Origin of the sequence: Chitinophaga lutea (genome assembly GCF_003813775.1) — a bacterium.
In the GTDB taxonomy this organism is placed as follows: Bacteria; Bacteroidota; Bacteroidia; order Chitinophagales; family Chitinophagaceae; genus Chitinophaga; species Chitinophaga lutea.
This window is the reverse complement of record NZ_RPDH01000003.1, coordinates 73395-89928: the sequence shown is the minus strand read 5'-3', so window position 1 is coordinate 89928 and position 16534 is coordinate 73395. Positions and strand designations below refer to the sequence as shown.

Annotated in this window: 7 protein-coding genes; all 7 read right to left on the bottom strand. The window is 57.3% G+C overall.

Annotated elements, in window-relative coordinates; genetic code table 11:
* Positions 1 to 14: 14 nt before the first annotated feature.
* Positions 15 to 3302: a TonB-dependent receptor gene (locus EGT74_RS23455; protein ID WP_123849055.1), complete on the bottom strand. Its 3288-nt coding sequence runs from the start codon at positions 3300 to 3302 to the stop codon at positions 15 to 17.
* A 103-nt stretch (positions 3303 to 3405) separates the two neighbouring features.
* Positions 3406 to 4455 carry a FecR family protein gene (locus EGT74_RS23450; protein WP_123849054.1) on the bottom strand — a complete coding sequence of 350 codons (1050 nt, stop codon included), beginning with the start codon at positions 4453 to 4455 and terminating at the stop codon, positions 3406 to 3408.
* 638 nt (positions 4456 to 5093) lie between these two features.
* Positions 5094 to 5687, bottom strand: coding sequence for an RNA polymerase sigma factor (locus tag EGT74_RS23445; protein ID WP_123849053.1), 594 nt, complete (start codon positions 5685 to 5687; stop codon positions 5094 to 5096).
* Between the two features lie 147 nt (positions 5688 to 5834).
* Positions 5835 to 9911 carry a carbohydrate-binding protein gene (locus tag EGT74_RS23440; RefSeq protein ID WP_123849052.1) on the bottom strand — a complete coding sequence of 1359 codons (4077 nt, stop codon included), beginning with the start codon at positions 9909 to 9911 and terminating at the stop codon, positions 5835 to 5837.
* A 128-nt stretch (positions 9912 to 10039) separates the two neighbouring features.
* The gene (locus EGT74_RS23435) at positions 10040 to 11482 is read right to left on the bottom strand and encodes a RagB/SusD family nutrient uptake outer membrane protein (RefSeq protein WP_123849051.1); all 1443 of its coding nucleotides are present in this window, start codon (positions 11480 to 11482) and stop codon (positions 10040 to 10042) included.
* A gap of 62 nt (positions 11483 to 11544) precedes the next feature.
* Entirely contained in the window at positions 11545 to 14817 is a 3273-nt protein-coding gene (locus EGT74_RS23430) for a TonB-dependent receptor (protein ID WP_158618277.1), read from the bottom strand.
* Positions 14818 to 15062: 245 nt separating this feature from the next.
* Entirely contained in the window at positions 15063 to 16232 is a 1170-nt protein-coding gene (locus EGT74_RS23425; RefSeq protein WP_123849049.1) for a FecR family protein, read from the bottom strand.
* Positions 16233 to 16534 lie beyond the last annotated feature (302 nt).

Here is a 16534-nt window from a genome sequence, read left to right as displayed (position 1 = left end):
TTTAATCGGTTCTGTTAAAAAGTTACGTTCAGGCCAAAAGTATACGTGGCCGGCAGCGGGTACACGCCATTGTCCGCGCCCGCGCCCAGGATTTCCCCGATCGGCGCTTCGGGCGAATAACCGGTGGTCCGGCTGAAGGTGTACAGGTTCTGCCCGCTCAGGTAAAAACGGCAGCCTTTCAAACCGGTTTTATTCAGCAGCCGCGGCCCGAAACTGTAACCCAGCTGCACCGTACGGATGCGGAAATAATCGCCGGGCTCCAGGAAATAAGTGCTGAACAGGTAATTGTTGCTGCGGGTATTGTCGAGGATGGGCTCCACGTTGCTGGTGCCGGGCGCCGACCATGCCCTGAGGCGGTTGCTTTCATAATTCACCGTAGCGAAGTTGGCCATCCGGCGCTGGGTATACACATAGTTGCCGGCTACGCCCTGCCCTTCCAGCACGGCATCAAACTGCCTGTACCGCAGCGACACGTTCACCCCGAAGCTGTAGTCGGGGAACGGCGAACCGAGATTGGTACGGTCTTTCGGCGTGATCACACCGTCGCCGTCGATGTCTGCAAAGGAAATATCGCCTGGCAGGGAGTTGGACATGCGGGGCATCTTGTCCATGTCGGCGGACGACTGGTAAATGCCCGTCTGCCGGTAGCCGAAGAAATGCCCGATGCTCTGGCCCGTGATCGTTCTGTTCGCTCCTGCGTTGCCCAGCAGCATGAAGTTGAAGTTATCGCCGATCGACTCCACCCTGTTTCTGTTGTAACTGAAGTTGGGGCTGATGCTGTAAGAGAAATCTTCGCCCACTTTGTCGTTCCAGCCCAGGGTGATCTCGATACCCTTGTTGGAAATGGTGCCCAGGTTGGTTTTGTAGCCATAGGAGCCGGCCGCGCCGGGCAAGGTCACCTGCGTGATGATGTCGGTGGTTTTGCGGTGGTACAGGTTGATCTCGGCGCTGAGGCGGTTGGCGAGTGCCCGCACATCCAGCCCGATGTCGGTCCCATGCACCACTTCCCATTTCAGGTTGGGATCGGGAATGTAGGCGGGCGCTACGGAGGTGTAGATGTTGTTGCCGAATATACCGGTGCCGGCCGTGGTCAGCAGCGGGCGGAAAATGTTATAGTCGATGCCCTGCGCGCTGCCGATGGTGCCCCAGGAACCGCGCAGTTTCAGGAAGTTGATGACGTTCACGGATTTGAAAAATTCTTCCGAACTGATCACCCAGCCTGCGCCCACGCCGCCGAAGTTGCCCCAGCGGTTGGCGGGACTGATTTTCGACAATCCGTCGCGGCGGTAAGAAACATTCAGCAGGTACTTATCGTCGTAAGCATAGTTCACACGCCCCAGGAAACCGATAGACGTGAACTCCTTGCCGCTGCCGCCGAAGCCGCCCGGCATATCGGGGCTCACAATGCCCACGTACCAGAAATCGGGATGGCGCGGTATTTTCAGGGTCGTATCCGTCCTGTTGGCGTTGAGCGACGTACTGCCTTCATAGTAGGTCGTAAAACCGGCCACGGCGCTTACTTTGTGCACCCTGTTGAAAGTTTCCTCGAAAGCCAGCGTATGGTCCTGCTGGAATTTGCGGAACTCCTCCTGCTTCTGGTTCACCCCTGTTTTGATATTGGTGTTGATGGTGGTATCCGTTCTGATAGCGCCTTCGCCCAGGTTGATGAAGGCATAAGGCAAAGGTGTATAGCCCCGGCTGTTGTTAAAACCAAGGTCTGTGTAGAAGGTGGAACGCCAGGTGAAGCGCTGCAGGAACTTCAGTTCCGCGAACACGCTGCCCACCACGCGAAAACCTTTGTTGATGGTATTCCCGTCCGCCCCGTTCAGCCGCGCGATGGGGTTGCTCACCTGCGTACGCTGGAACGACGGCATGCTGTAGTAAGTATTCGCATTGGCCTGCACCGGCACGATGGGCGCGGCCCATTTGGCGTTGTTGAGGTCCGCCGCGGTGGCGTCGAGGATCCAGTGCGTGCCGGTCACGTCGCCGCCCATTTTGAAATGTTTGTTCACCCTGATCTCCTCGTTCAGCCGGGCTACCAGCCGCTGGTATTTACCGTTGCGCAGCACGCCTTCATGCGTGTTGTATCCGAGGTTGATCAGCGTGGTGGTTTTTTCGCTGCTGTTGGAAATATTCAGGCTGTTGTTGCTCATAAAAGCCGTGCGCAGCACAAGGTCCTGCCAGTTGGTATTGGCGGTATAATTCGTATAATCGAACGGCTGTGCACCGAGATTTTTCAATTGTTCGTCGTACAGTTTACGAAAACCGTTTGCATCGGTCACGTCGATGAGGTTGTTCACTTTCTGCAAACCCACGGAGCTTTGCAGCGTTACCCGCGTTTCGCCTTTGGCGGCTTTTTTGGTGGTCACCACAATCACGCCGTTGCCGCCGCTCAAACCGAAGATGGCCATGGACGACGGGTCGCGGAGGATTTCGATGCTTTCTATTTCGGCCGGATTGAGGTAGTCGATGTTGGATTGGAACACACCGTCCACCACGTACAACGGGTTCGAGTTATTGGTGCTGTTCACACCGCGGATGCGCACGGTGGGCGCCGCGCCGGGTACGCCGCTGTTCACCACCGTGAGGCCCGCTACCTTGCCCTGCAACGATGAAATGGGATTCGTGTTCGGCATGCGGGCGATCTCTTCTCCTTTTACCGAGGTGATCGCGCCGGTGAGGTCGCGTTTCCGTTGTGTGCCGTAACCGACCACCACTACCTGCTCCAGGTCCTGCGACTTCGCTTCGAGTCTGATGTTGACCGAGGTCTGGTTGCCCACCACCACTTCCTGCGGTATGAACCCGATGTAGGAAAATATCAGCACGCCGTTGTCCGGCACGTTGATGCTGTAGTTCCCTTCCCCGTCGGTGAGCGTGCCCGTGGAAGTGCCTTTCACCTGCACCGTGGCGCCCGGCACGGGCGCACCCGCGGCATCGGTGACTTTACCGGTTACCCGCACGTCGCGGGCGCCCGCGTTTTTTCTTTTGATCACTACCAGCTGGTTGTCGAGCAGCTCATATCCCAGCGGGGTGGCGGCCAGCAGCCGGTCCAGCACCTGCCGCACCGGTTCGTCGCGCGCATCCACCGATACGCGGCCTACGCCTTTGAGCAGCGCCTGGTTGTAGAGAATACGGTAACCGGATTGTTTTTCGATGCGCTCAAATGCGGTCTGGATTTCCACATCTTTTACCTGCAACGTGATTTTCGCCTGCGAGAACCCTTTTGCCGACACGTAGAGGAATGCCGTGAGCAGCCAGACGGTTGTGAGCAGGTGCTTCCACCCATGTTTTTGTTTTTTCATAATCGTGCGTAGAATGATGAATAAATAGGAATCCCTTTCCGCGAAAAAGGTCTTCGCAAATTGCCCGCCTGCCATGCGGCGCGGCGTACCGATTGTAACCTGATTAGTGTTGAGAAATAATAATGTTCCTGCCGTTGACCGAATATTTGAATTCCGCCGTGATCTGTAACGCCTTTAATACCTGTTCTATGGTCTCTTTTTCAAACCTCCCCGTGAACCGCAGATCGCGCACGGCCGTGTCGCCGAGGGTGATCTCCACGCCGTACCAGCGTTCGAGCCGGTCGGCCAGGGTACTGAACGCTTCGTCGCGAAACACCAGCCTGTTCTCTACCCAGGCGGTTTCGAGGGGTTGCCCGTCCTGTTCGGTTACGTGCAGCGGGCGGATGACAAAGTCCCGCTGTTCTTTGGTTGTTATTTGTTGTTCCTGTTCATATAAAAAAAGCACCAGCTTTTCATGCGGTTTCAGAATAACGGGGGCGGCCCCTTCGCGGCTCACTTCCACGCTTCCTTTGATCAGCGCGGTTTCTGCCGTGCTTTCACCCGGGTAGGCCCGGATATTGAACGTGGTGCCCAGTACTCTTACCTGCATGCGCGCCGTGCGGATAACGAACGGTTTGTTGCTGTTCTTCACCACGTCGAAATACGCTTCCCCTTCGAGCTGCACCTCGCGGCGGGCCTGGTTGAAATCGTCGTTGTATGTGAGGCGGCTGTCCGCATTGAGCCATACCACCGAACCATCCGGCAGGGTCACCCTGGTGCGGGTGCCTTTGGCGGCATGCAGCGCTTCGGCTACTGCCGGCGCCGTTGTTTTGCGCGGCATCCACCACCAACCCGCCAATGCCGCCAGCAGCAGCACGGCGGCTGCGGCGGCCGTCATCCATTTCATGGATACCCGGCGTCCCTTTTTCTCCGGCTGGCCCCAGTCGATGCCCGCCTGCCGCATACGGTCGAGGTGGTCGGCAAAAGACTGTTCGCGCTGATGCTCCGGAACGGGCGCTTCCTGCGCCCACAAATCCGTCAGGTGCTCCGCCGCGTAATGGATGTCGGGCTCCTGCCGCAACAGCGATTCCAGCTCTTCCAGCTCGGCCGGGGTGGCTTCGCCGGAGAGTTTTTTGGACAGTAATTCCCATATGACGTCGTTGCGGTCGGGCATGTGTTCGGTTTGTTGGTACTAGGGACAATGCAAAAGGTGAAATACCCCTAAGCCTTGTGAAAAAAATTTCCGATAAAGCCAGTTAAAGCAGTTCGCCGGGTAAATCCGCCAGGAGCAATGTGCTTTGCTGCCGGCCACACCGGCGTCTCTCGGCACCACCTGGCAATGCACCCGCGGCTCGTATCGGCAGCTTCATGGTGTAAACTTAGCGGAACCGGGAACACGGAAACGGAATATTATGTAAAGTCCCTGTTTGCGCTGATGAAACCACCCGCTGCGGTGTTGAGTTCTCTGAAATGGCCGCGGCAGTCACATGGGGCGGCCGGGCGCCGGGCGTTCTGCCGGAAAATGTGCATGAGTGCAGATTCCGGGTAAAACCGGCCATGGCCGTCATGACCTCTCCCCCCGGCCGGAAATTGTACGCGAATGGACAAAAATTTGATCTGAGTGGAGATTCTGAGGGCAAAAGACGAAGCTACAACGAACCTACACTGGGGGATTAACGAACCTACGCCCAAAAGGGAAGATTCGTTGTAGGTTCGTTGTAGCTTCGTTGTAGGTTCGTCTTTTACGGAGCGTACACTTTGGCACGCCCTGAAAATAGGTGTACACCCTGGTGAGATAAAAGGGAAAGCGCATCAATCCCCCGGGTTGCTGTTCAGCGGTGTGGAGCGGCCGGCCTCAAACCGGATGGTGTTTCCCAGCTTTTTCACGGCCAGGGTGATCTGGGCTTCCACGGTTTTTACGGAAATGCCCAGCAGTTCCGCTACTTCGCGGTATTTCAACCCATCTTCCTTCACCAGCTTGAAAATCATTTTGCAGCGGAGCGGCAGCTGGTTCACGGCCAGCGTCACCCGGTCGTGCATTTCTTTGGTGATCAGGAGCTGGTCGGGGCCGGCCTGGATGCTGGTGATCTCCACGCTCAGTTCGTCGAGACTGAAGGAGCGGTTGCGGCGCATTTTCTGGAGATAGTTGAGCGCGTGGTTCTTGGTGGATACGTACAGGTACAGCCGCAGGTTTTCGACGCCGAGCAATTGCGTCCGTTTCTGCCACACGCGGATGAATACATCGGAAACGATTTCTTCGGCCAGTTCGTGCGATTTAATGAACGAATAGGCGAACTGGTATAACCAGGGCTGGAAATGCAGGTAAAGGGCCTTATAAGCCTGCTGATCGCTTTCGGCTGCTATCCGCTGCTGCAATGCACTGATATCGTTGGCGTGTAATGTCATAACCCGGCAGGCGCCTGTGGAAATTATCAACGGCAAATTAAGGGAAAGAACGATACGCGCGGTCAACCGCCCCTGTTAATTTAATGTTTCCGGGCATAAAAAAGCGGATGAGCATCGCTGCCCATCCGCTGTATACAAAGTGACTGTCTATTGTTTTACGATCCGGAGTATTTCCGTCTTCTTCGTGCCTTCGAGTTTGATCAGGTAGAGGCCACCTTTGAGGAAGCTGAGGTCTTTCTGGAGCCTCACTTCACCCGGCTGTATCATCCATATCCGGATGGCGCGGCCCTGCATGTCGAACAGGGTGGCCGTGCGGAAGCCTTCCGGCAGGTCGATGGTGACCTGGCCCGAAACGGGGTTCGGGAAAGCTTTGGCGGCCGTTACCGTTGCGGTAACCGGTTTGGGAGATATTGCCATCAAGGGGGCGCCGCCGCCCTGCAGACTGTCGGGTATGCAGTTGTCGATGCTGAACCAGTTGAACTTGAAGCTGCCGGCTTTCACACCGATGGTCGCCGTGGTGAGGGCAGGCAGTGTTACGGTATCCCTGAACGTTTGCCAGGTACCGCCCGTGCTCGGCATATCGATCAGCCCGTACGTAACGCCGCCCGCGGTGATGCTGGCCTGCGACGCCACCGTGCTGTTAATACGCAGGCTCACCGTGTACAGGCCCGCGGAAGGTACCACCAGGTTGTCGTACGTGAACCAGTGACCCGTTGCCAGGCCGGCGAAGTTCTGCCCGCCGCCCACGTCCGTACAGGGTTGCAGGTACGGACCGGAGTGACGGATGGAGAAACTTTCCGCTTCGTAGCGGTTGCTCACGGAGCAGTCTCCGGCAGCAAGGTTCACCTGCGCCGTGGCCGTCAGGTTGCGTACCGCCACCGTTACGGTGTAGTTGCCCGCGGTGGGGCCTGCGGTATAGAAACCGGACTGGCTGATGGTGTTGCCTGTTCCGGTGGCCGTCCATTGCCCCTGCGGCAGTATCACTACGTTGTTCGCGGAATCATAACCGGTAACGGTAAACTGCCGGAAGTTGCCGCTGCTGATGTTCAGCGTATCGGGCGAGAGGGTGATGCGCGCAATTTCCGGCGCACAGTTCTCGATGCTGAACCAGTTGAACTTGAAGAAACCGGATGCGATGGTGATGCTCGTGGAGGTGAGCGCCGGCATCGTCATGGTATCTGAAATCGTGCGCCACTGCCCGTTGGTATTCGGGATCTTGACGGTGCCGAACACCATGCCGCTGTGCCCCACCTTCACCGACGAAGGATAGGTGGATGATACGCGGATGCGGAAGATGTAGCGGCTGTAAGTAGGCACGTTAAGATTGGAGTACGTGAAACGGTGACCGCTGGCCAGGTTGGTGTAATTCTGTCCGCCGCCCACATCGGTACAGGCCTGCAGCGTAGCGGTGCCGGACACGGAAGAAGCGCTTTCCGCCTCGTATTTATCGTTCACCGTGCAGGTGTAAGCCGTAGTGGCGTACACGGTATCTTTCACGGTACCGCTGGCGAACGTCACCATGAAGGTGCCGATCGAATCGCCGGCTGTGAACACGCCGTTGGTGCTGATGCTGTTGCGGCTGCCGCTCACTGCCCAGGTTTTCTGCGCCGGCAGGGCCATCACGCTGTCGAACTGGTCGTAGCCGATCACGGTGAACTGTTGCGACGCGGCTACGGGTACGATGGCCGTATCCGGAGAAATGGCCACACGCGTCAATACCGGCACCGGCACTACTCTCACCATGGCCATGCCCGTCACGCCTTCGTCCCTTGCCTTCACTTTGAACCAGCCGGTGGAATCGCCGGCGGTGAAGAGCCCGGTGGCGCTGAGGGTATTCACCGTATCACCCGCCGTCAGTTTCCATTCGGGCGTGAACGATACGATGTCTCCGCGCTGATCGAATGCTTTTGCGGCGTATTGTTTCGACTGGCCGTTCTGGAGCGTCAGCGAATCGGGTGTGACCGCCACACTGGTGACCACCACGCTGTCTGCATCCACGATCCGCAGCCAGTTGAAGTTCCAGCCGGATGCGTTAGACACTACCCTGATGGTCTGTTGGCCCACCCTCAGGCGGATCTTGGTGGAGGAAACGGTGATCCATTTCTGCCATCCCCCGCTGGCCGGCAGGTTCACCGTAGCCAGCAACGTGGTATCGAGATAGATGCTGGCGCTGGAGGCCGTGCTTACCGCCGCCCTCAGCTGCACGCGGTACTTGTTGGTATCGGGCACGTCTATATCGTATTCCCACCAGGTCCCCTTGCCGATGTAACCGATATTCTCCACGCCACTGGTGTCCTGCGTGGGCTCGGTGCGCCCGCCGTTGGAGTTATCGAACGCTTCCGCCTCGATCCTCCCGGGCACGGGTTTATAGTTCGGTACGCGCACATTCGCATATGCCGTTCCGTTGACGGAGATGGAATCCTGCACAACCGTAGCTGTGACAACGCCGGAGGTATCGAGAACCGCCAGACCGGTGCCGCTGATGGTGTTGCCGTTGCCGGAAACGCTCCACTGCGGCGTGAGGCTCATAACGTGCCCGTTCTGGTCCATTACTTTGGCGGTGTATTGAATCGACTGCCCGGCGAGCACCAGCTGGTTGGCTGGCGTTACGATCACCGTGTCCGGGTAGGGTGTGCCGAGCCCCTTCTGGTACACGCGCACATAATCCACGTTCATGCTGTCCGGCCAGTCGCCTTCCACGATGGTACCACCCATGCCGCCGCCGATGGCCACGTTGAGGATGATATGGAACTTCTGGTCGAAAGGCCAGTCTTTCCAGTCGGTGTGCGGGTTGCGGTACGTGTACAGGTGCACGCCGTCTACCGTGAACATCAGCGAGTCCGGCGACCATTCGAGGCCGTACACGTGGTAAGCGGTATGCGCATCGGTGAGGGAGCGGGTAGCGGAAAGATGGCCGCCGTTCGTCCAGTTGTTGTTCTGGGTGTGCACGGTCGACATCACCTTGCCGAGGTTGTTCCCGACGTGCTCCATGATATCGATCTCGCCGCTCTTCGGCCATCCGCCGTAAGCGCTGGTGGTCGGCATCAGCCAGATGGCGGGCCAGGAACCTTTCGCCTTCGGCAATTTCGCCCGTACTTCCACCTTGCCGTACACAAAATCCATCTTGTTCTGCGATATCACGCGGGCAGACGACCAGGGCTCGGTAGTGGTGCCGTTCGGGAAATCCTTCTTGCCGGTGATCACCAGGTCGCCGTTGCGCACGCGCGCATTGTCGTGCGTGGTATCGGTGTACACCTGCTGTTCGCCGTTGATCCATCCTTTCGGTTTGGGATCCACCGTCCATTTGGTGCGGTCGGGTATTCCCGGAACATTAAACTCGTCGTTGTAAATCATCGTCCAGTTGGGATTGCCGTCAAAAATGGCGTTCCCTTTTGCCGTATAGGCGGCTACGTTGGCCCCTTCCACTTCCACGCCCGCCACCGTCAGTTTCAGGGCGGTACGGGAATAGTTAGCCGGGGAGTTGCCGGCCAGCACGATGTTGGCCAGTGTGTCGTTCACGCGCTGCACACTGTCGATGCTCACGCCCGGCGGCAGGTTTTCCGCGTACCAGTTGTGTTTCTGCAGGGTGTCGTTAAACACTGCGCCGTTCAATTCCGCCGTGATCACCGCCCCGTGCTCCTGCCCCATGGGGATGCTGGCATTCAGGAAGGTGATGTTGATGGGGTTGGGCGCCTGCACCAGGTCGAAGTACAGGATGCCGTTGGCTTTACGGCCGTCGATGAACTGCACCGAAATGCGGTTCAGATCGGTGCGGCTGGCCACACTTTGAAAGTTAAACGTGGCTTCTTCCCAGGTGTTGATGTTTTTGATCTGGTAGGTAAAAAATACCGCTTTGGTGTAGTCGTTGCCGGGCTGGAGCTTGAACATCACTTCTTCCCGGACGTTGCTGTACACCAGCATTTTGAACAGCCCGCCGCCGGTGAGGTCGAACGGGGTGGACATACCCACGCTGGTGCTCATGTACTCGAAGCAGGAAGTGTCTTTCGTGAACTTCGCCACATGCGAGCTGGGGTTAACGGATGAAGGGGCCGGATTGGGTACGTTGAACAGTACGCTGCCGGTAGCGTTGGCCCCGCCGGCGTAGTACGTCCACCTGCCTGAACAGAGGCCGTGGCCTTCCATGTCATCCAGCAGCAGGAACTGGGCGTGGAGCATGTTGCAGCACAACAGTGCGCCCAGCAGGAGCAGTAAAAGTTTTTTCATAACGGGTGTTTTTCATGAGAGGTAATTATTCAATATTCAATGGTCTGATGCGACCGGGCATGACGGACTTCCCCTGTCAGGGACATTGCTCATGCCCGGTTTCATGTGGAATTGTATCGTGGAAACTATCAGAGATTCGGATTCATCTGCGCATCCGCACCGGGGATGGGCAGCCAGTATTTGGCTTTGGTGATCGGGCCGGGCACGAGGTCGCCGGGGTCTTTGGAGGCATTGGCCGCTTCCACCTGTTCGAGGCGCACCAGGTCGAACCAGCGGCTCCATTCGCCCGCGAATTCCCAGGCCCTTTCCTGCACCACGGCATCCGCAAAGGCTGCACTGCCGAGGCCGCCGGCCAGGTTGCCCAGGCCCGCGCGCTGGCGCACGGCGTTCACGGCGGCATAGGCTTCAGGAGAAGGCGCGGCGGCCGATCTGGCCTGCGCTTCGGCATAGATCAGCAGCACATGCGCGTAGCGGATCATCACCACCGGGTTGTTCGACATATAGGTGTCTTTCTTGCCGCTCTGGATGGTGAACTTTTTGTAGTAAGGGTGTTTTGTTGTAACATTCTGCCAGGGGATAGTGACGTTGTTCACCACGAAGGAAGTAGAGAAAGTAGCGTCTTTCCGGCTGCCTGCGGGGAAATTATTGAAGAAGTTAAGCTCGGGAAAAAAGTCGGACCAGCCGCCTTCATCTTCCGGCATGGTGGACAGGCCGTAGAAGGAGTTGTAAGTAGACCACTGGCCGCGGGTGAACAGCGTGAACACATCTTCCACCGTACCGCCCGCGAATATTTTCAGGAAACCGGCCTGGTAGAGATCGAACCCGTAAGCGGCTTTACCGTCGATCACTTCTTTCGCCTTCGCCGCCGCCAGCGCGTATTTGCTCTGGTCTTTCAGCGGCCATCCGGCTTCGGTGAGGTACACATCCGCCAGCAGCGCTTTCACGGAGCCTTTGTTCGGCCTTCCCGGATCACGTTTGGCATTGGGCACCCACTCTTCCGCTTTCAGCAGGTCCGCTTCGATCTGTTTGTAGATATCCGCCGGCTGGCTTTTCTGCATGCTCAGCTGGTCTGACGTGAATTTTTCAGACAACACCAGCGGCACCGCGCCCCAGTAGCGTGTGAGCCAGTAGTAGCTCAGTGCGCGCAGGAAATACGCCTCTCCTACGATGGCGCGCACGGTGGCTTCCGTGCCGTCTTTTACGGAACCGTAGTTGTTGATGATGTTGTTGGTGGACTGGATCACTTTGTAACAGCCGCGCCAGATGGGCGTCATGCGGCTGTTGAGCGACGATACGTTAAAACGGTCGAACTCCCGGAACTCTTCCTTGTTGGAGCCCGGATGCGTGGTGAGGTCGTCTGCTCCCATGCTCATGGCGATCTGCGACACGGTGGTGAAACCGCTTTCCCAGGGAACCAGGAGACTGCCGTATGCGCCGGTGAGGGCCGCTTCGAGGCCGGCCTGGCTGCTCAGGCCCTCGCTGCCTACCACCAGCCCGCGGGGCTGTTCTTCCAATGCTTTGCTGCAACCTGCCAATGCTGCGATGAGTGCGAAGAAATATATCTTTTTCATCTGTGTATGTTTTGCGGAGGAGGGCTCTAGCCGTACGCCCTCCTGCCGTGATGGATCAATGATTAGAAATTAAGCGTCAGCCCTCCGGTAATGGTTTTCGCATTCGGGTACGAGCCATAGTCTATCCCCTGCCTGAAATCGCCGGAAGAAGAACTGGCCTCGGGATCGATGCCGGAATAATCGGTGAAAGTGAGGATGTTGGTGGCGCTCACGAACACCTTCAACCCCGCATATTTCAACACGGATTTGGGCAGCGTATAACTGAGGCTGATGTTCTTCAGCCGCACGAAATCGCCTTTTTCGAGGAAGCGGGTCGACTGCGTGAAGTTTTTATTGGTGGTGCTGAATGCAGGAATGTTGGACGTTTCGTTCCTGCCCGGGATGTAACGGTCGAGAATGTCGCGCAGCGTGGCTTCACGGGCGTCGCCGCCGAGGTACATCGCCGCGGCGTTGTTGTAGTTCAGCTTGTCGAACCCGAACATGCCCTGGAAGAAAATGTTCAGCGAAAATGCCTTGTAGTTGATGGTGTTGTTCCAGCCGAGGGTGGTCCTCGGGATGCCCGTGCCGATCACGGCATAATCGCCCGCGTCGATCACGCCGTCTTCCTTCACGTCGCGGTAGCGCGCATCGCCCGGTTTGGCGCCGAACTTGGCCGCCAGTGATTCTTCACCCGGCTTCCAGGTGCCCTGGTATTGCAGGCCCCAGATGGCGCCCAAAGGCTGGCCGGCCATCACCACAAATTCGGATTGCGGCGACATACCGCCACCGATGCGGCGGTTGTTGGGGTCGAAGATGATGGATTTGGAGCCGGTGTTCTGCACGTTGTTTTTCACGAACGATACGTTCACGCCGGTGTTCCAGGTAACATCGCTGCCGGCGAGCACATCACCGTCCACCGCAAACTCCCAGCCCTTGTTCTGCACGGCGCCGATGTTGCGGGTGATCACGTTGCCGCCGAGATAGATCGGCAGGTTTTCGTTGAGCAACAGATCGCGGGTATTTTTCACGAAATAGTCCGCGCTGATGTTGATGCGGCCGCGGAGCAGCGACGCATCAACACCTACGTTCTGCTGTTCGGTGGTTTCCCATTTCAGGTCGGGGTTGCCGATCACACCGAGAATGATGCCGTTCTGGAAAGTGGAATTGGTAAACGATGCAATGCGGTTGGAATAAGCGGAGAACGTAGCATACGGCCCCACTGCCTCGCTGCCGGTAAAGCCCCAGCTGCCGCGCAGTTTCAGGTTGCTGAACAGCTGCTGGTCCTGCATGAAAGGCTCCTGGCTGATCACCCAGCCCGCGGAGAACGAGGGAAAATAGCTGAATTTGTTGTTCTCTTCGAATTTGGAAGAACCGTCGCGGCGCAGGGCGGCCGACACCAGGTAACGGTCTTTGTAGCCATAGTTCACACGGCCCACGAGCGAAAAGAGCGCCCATTTCGAATAGCCGGAACCGGGACTGCCGGGTGTGCCCAGCCCGAGGTTGTTCCAGTGGAACGATTCATAAGTGAGGTTGGAAGCGCCGGCGGACATGTAGTTGTAAGTCGACTGCTGGTATTCCATCACACCCGTTACATCGAGGCTGTGGCCGTTGAATATTTTTTTATAGTTGATGGTGTTCGTGTTCTGCAGCCTGATCTCCTTGTTGGTGCGCAGGGAGGCGGTAGTGGTGCCGGAGTTGATCACTTTGCCGGCGAATGATTTGTCCTGGTACTCGAGATAATTCGCGCCGTACTGGATATTCAGCGAAAGGCCCGGCACCGCGATGTCATCGAATTTGAAACCGCCGATGAGGTTGGCCAGCATGCGTTCCCTTACCGCCAGCTGTTCCGTCGTCAATGCCACCGGGTTAAAGAACACGGAGCCCACAGGGTCTGCGGCCGTATAAGTACCATCCGCCTTGCGCACCGGCACGGTGGGCGACCAGGTGGTGGCCTGTGCGAGCGGGCTGTGGGGCCCGTCTGCCGGGATGTCCACATTCTGCGCCGTGCTGTAGGAGCCGGTGATATTGAGGAACGTAGAAATTTTATCCGTCAGCCTGGAGTTGATGTTGGAGCGGATGGTGTAACGTTTGTAGGAAGAATTATTGATCACACCGTCCTGGTTCAGATAGTTGCCGGAAATGAAATACCCGCTTTTGTCGTTGCCGCCTGCGAGGCTCAGCATGTATTCCTGGCCGAGTGCGTTGCGGAAAATCTCATCCTGCCAGTCGGTGCCCCCGTTTTTGCGGAAGCCGTCGATCTGTGCGTCCGTAAACGGTTTGGTGGTGCCGATGGCCGTGGCGCGTTCGTTCACGGTGGTGGCGAATTCCGCTGCGTTGAGCAGGTCCATTTTTTTGATGACCTGCGAGGAGGAGAGGCGGCTGGTGAAGTTCACTTTGAGGCCGCCTTTGTTGCCTTTTTTGGTGGTCACGAGGATGACGCCGTTGGAGCCTCTGCTACCATAGATAGCGGTGGCGGCGGCGTCTTTGAGCACCTGTATCGATTCGATATCGTCCGGGTTGATGGAGAAAAACTCCGCGCCGATGAATCCGTCCACTACGTAGAGCGGTCCGTTGTCGCCGTTGATGGAGTTGGCCCCGCGGATGCGGATGCGCACGGCGCCGCCCGGCGAGCCTGCCGAGTTGGTCACCTGTACGCCGGTCACGCGGCCCTGCAACACCTGGTCGAGGCGGTTCACCGGCTGCGCTTCAAAGTCTTTGGCGGAGAGTGAGGAAATGGAACTGGTGAGGGAGGCTTTCTTTTGTTCACCGTAACCGATCACCACCAGTTCCGCCATTTTCGAGGCCGAGGTTTCGAGGGTGATGTTGAGGGTGGCATTGCCGCTCACCGGTACTTCCTTGCGGTTGAAGCCGATGGAAGAGACGATCAGCACCGCATCCGGCCCCGGTACTTCAATGCTGTACTCGCCGTTTCCATTGCTCGTTACCCCGCGCGCCGTGCCTTTCACCTGGATGGTGACGCCGGGCACCGGTTGTCCTTTATCGTCGGTGATCTTTCCCTTCACCACCACATCCGCTGTTGCGGCGGCGGTATTGGAGGTGGCGGGCTTGCGCTTCACCACGATGGTTTTATCTTCGATGGTATAGTGCAGCGGCTGGTTTTCGAAACACTGGTCGAGCGCCTGGCGCAGCGGCACGTTTTTCAGTTCGAGGCTGAACGCGCGGGCGTGGAACAGTTGCTCGTCCGTATACAGGAAGGTATAGCCGGTCTGTTTTCTGATCTCTTTAAATACCTTTTCCAGAGAAGTGCTGCGGGCGGAAATCGACACCGTCTGTGCGAATCCTGCCGCATGTACCTCCAGTAAGGCGGTGGTCATCAAAAGCACTATCAATTTCATGATCAGTAACGTTTTTGCTGATAATCGCGGAATCCTTGTTCGCCGCCGGGCATACCGGGGCCTGCTTTGGGAAAAAAGCATACATTTGTACGGTTATGGGTAATTAAATAATAATTGCGAAACGATTGTTGCTTGATGCACCCAAAACCCGCCGGGAGCGGTGCGAACGCTTCCGGCTTTTATTTGGGCCATCACGGTATCATAGATCAGGGACTCATAACGTCGGTAATTGGTTGATCGTTGTTTTATGGTGATACAATAATCTGTTTGTTGCCTATCTCGAAATGCACTTCTCCTGTCAGTTCCAGCATTTTTAATACCTGCGATACGGGCACATTCCGTGGGATGATACCTCTGAAGTGCGCGGGCACATTGCCTTTATAGATCACTTCCACATCGTACCAGCGCGCAACCTGGCGCATGGCGGAGCGGATGTCGTTGCCTTCGAACTGGATGTACCCGTTTTTCCAGGCCACCGCTTCTTCGGTATTGACTTCAGGCAATACTTCCAGCAGACCGCTGCTGCGGTGCAGGCTGGTGCCCTGGCCGGGTTTCAGCTTCTTCGCCACGCCGCTTTTTTTCACTTCCACCGCCCCTTCGAGCAGGGTGGTTTTCACGACGGCTTCGTCGGTGTACGCCATGATGTTAAAATGCGTGCCGAGCACTTTTACTTCCATCTCGTCTACTTTCACCACAAACGGTTGCCCCGCCTGCTTCGCCACTTCAAAATATGCTTCGCCGGTAAGCTCCACCGTTCTGGCGCTGCCGTTGAATGCGGCGGGATAACGCAGGCTGCTGGAGGCGTTGAGCCAAACGCGGCTGCCGTCCGGGAGGGTGATGGTGTATTGCCCGCCCCGGGGCGTGGCGATTTTATTGAATACGGGCTGGCCGCCGTTTTGAGGCGCTTCATATTGTATCTGGCCGTTGCCGGATTTGATCACTCTGGTATGGCCCTGTTGGGCGAGCATGCCGTTACCCGCGCTGTCGAGCGAAATTTCGGTGCCGTCTCCGAGCGTGAGCACGGCGCGGTTACCGCCGGGGGCGATATCTTTTACGGGTTGTGCCGCCAGGGTGGTTTCTTTTACGGGAGCGGGGCGGCGCAGCAGCCAGAAAGCGGCCGAAGAGGCGACCAGCAATATAACCGCGGCGGCCCATGCGCGGCGGCGCCAGGGTATTACTTTGGCCGGCTGCGGGCGGTCTGCCTGCAGGATGTTGTCAGCCAGCCTGTTCCAGTGCGCATGATCGTATGCCGGTGCGGATTTCGCCTCTTTCCGCAGGAGCGCTTCCATGTCGAGGGCGTGTTGCCCGGACGGGTCGTGCTCCGCCAGACCGGCGAGTTCCTGCAGTTCTTCCACCGTGGCCGTGGCGTCTGCAGCCTTCTTCAGAAGGATGGCTAAACGTTCTTGGGTAGTCAATTCGTATCGTTTTTCAGTTTTACGTGGCGCTTTCAGATAAACAGACGCGTTACCGGATATTTAGGACCCATTGGTCTGAAAAAAAAATTACGGGGGAAGGAAATGGCGGCCCGGAGGAGGCGTTTTAATTTAGCGAGTCCCACAAAAAAGAAACCATGGCCGTGCCTGGTAGCCGCAATGGCATTCGCCCCGGGAGAAAACAGCCAGCCAATTGCAGCCCTTCGCCCGTCCAAAGCGATGATTACTACGGCTGAATACAACAGATGCGGGTCGCTTTACCGCCTGAACGAAATACACAACTA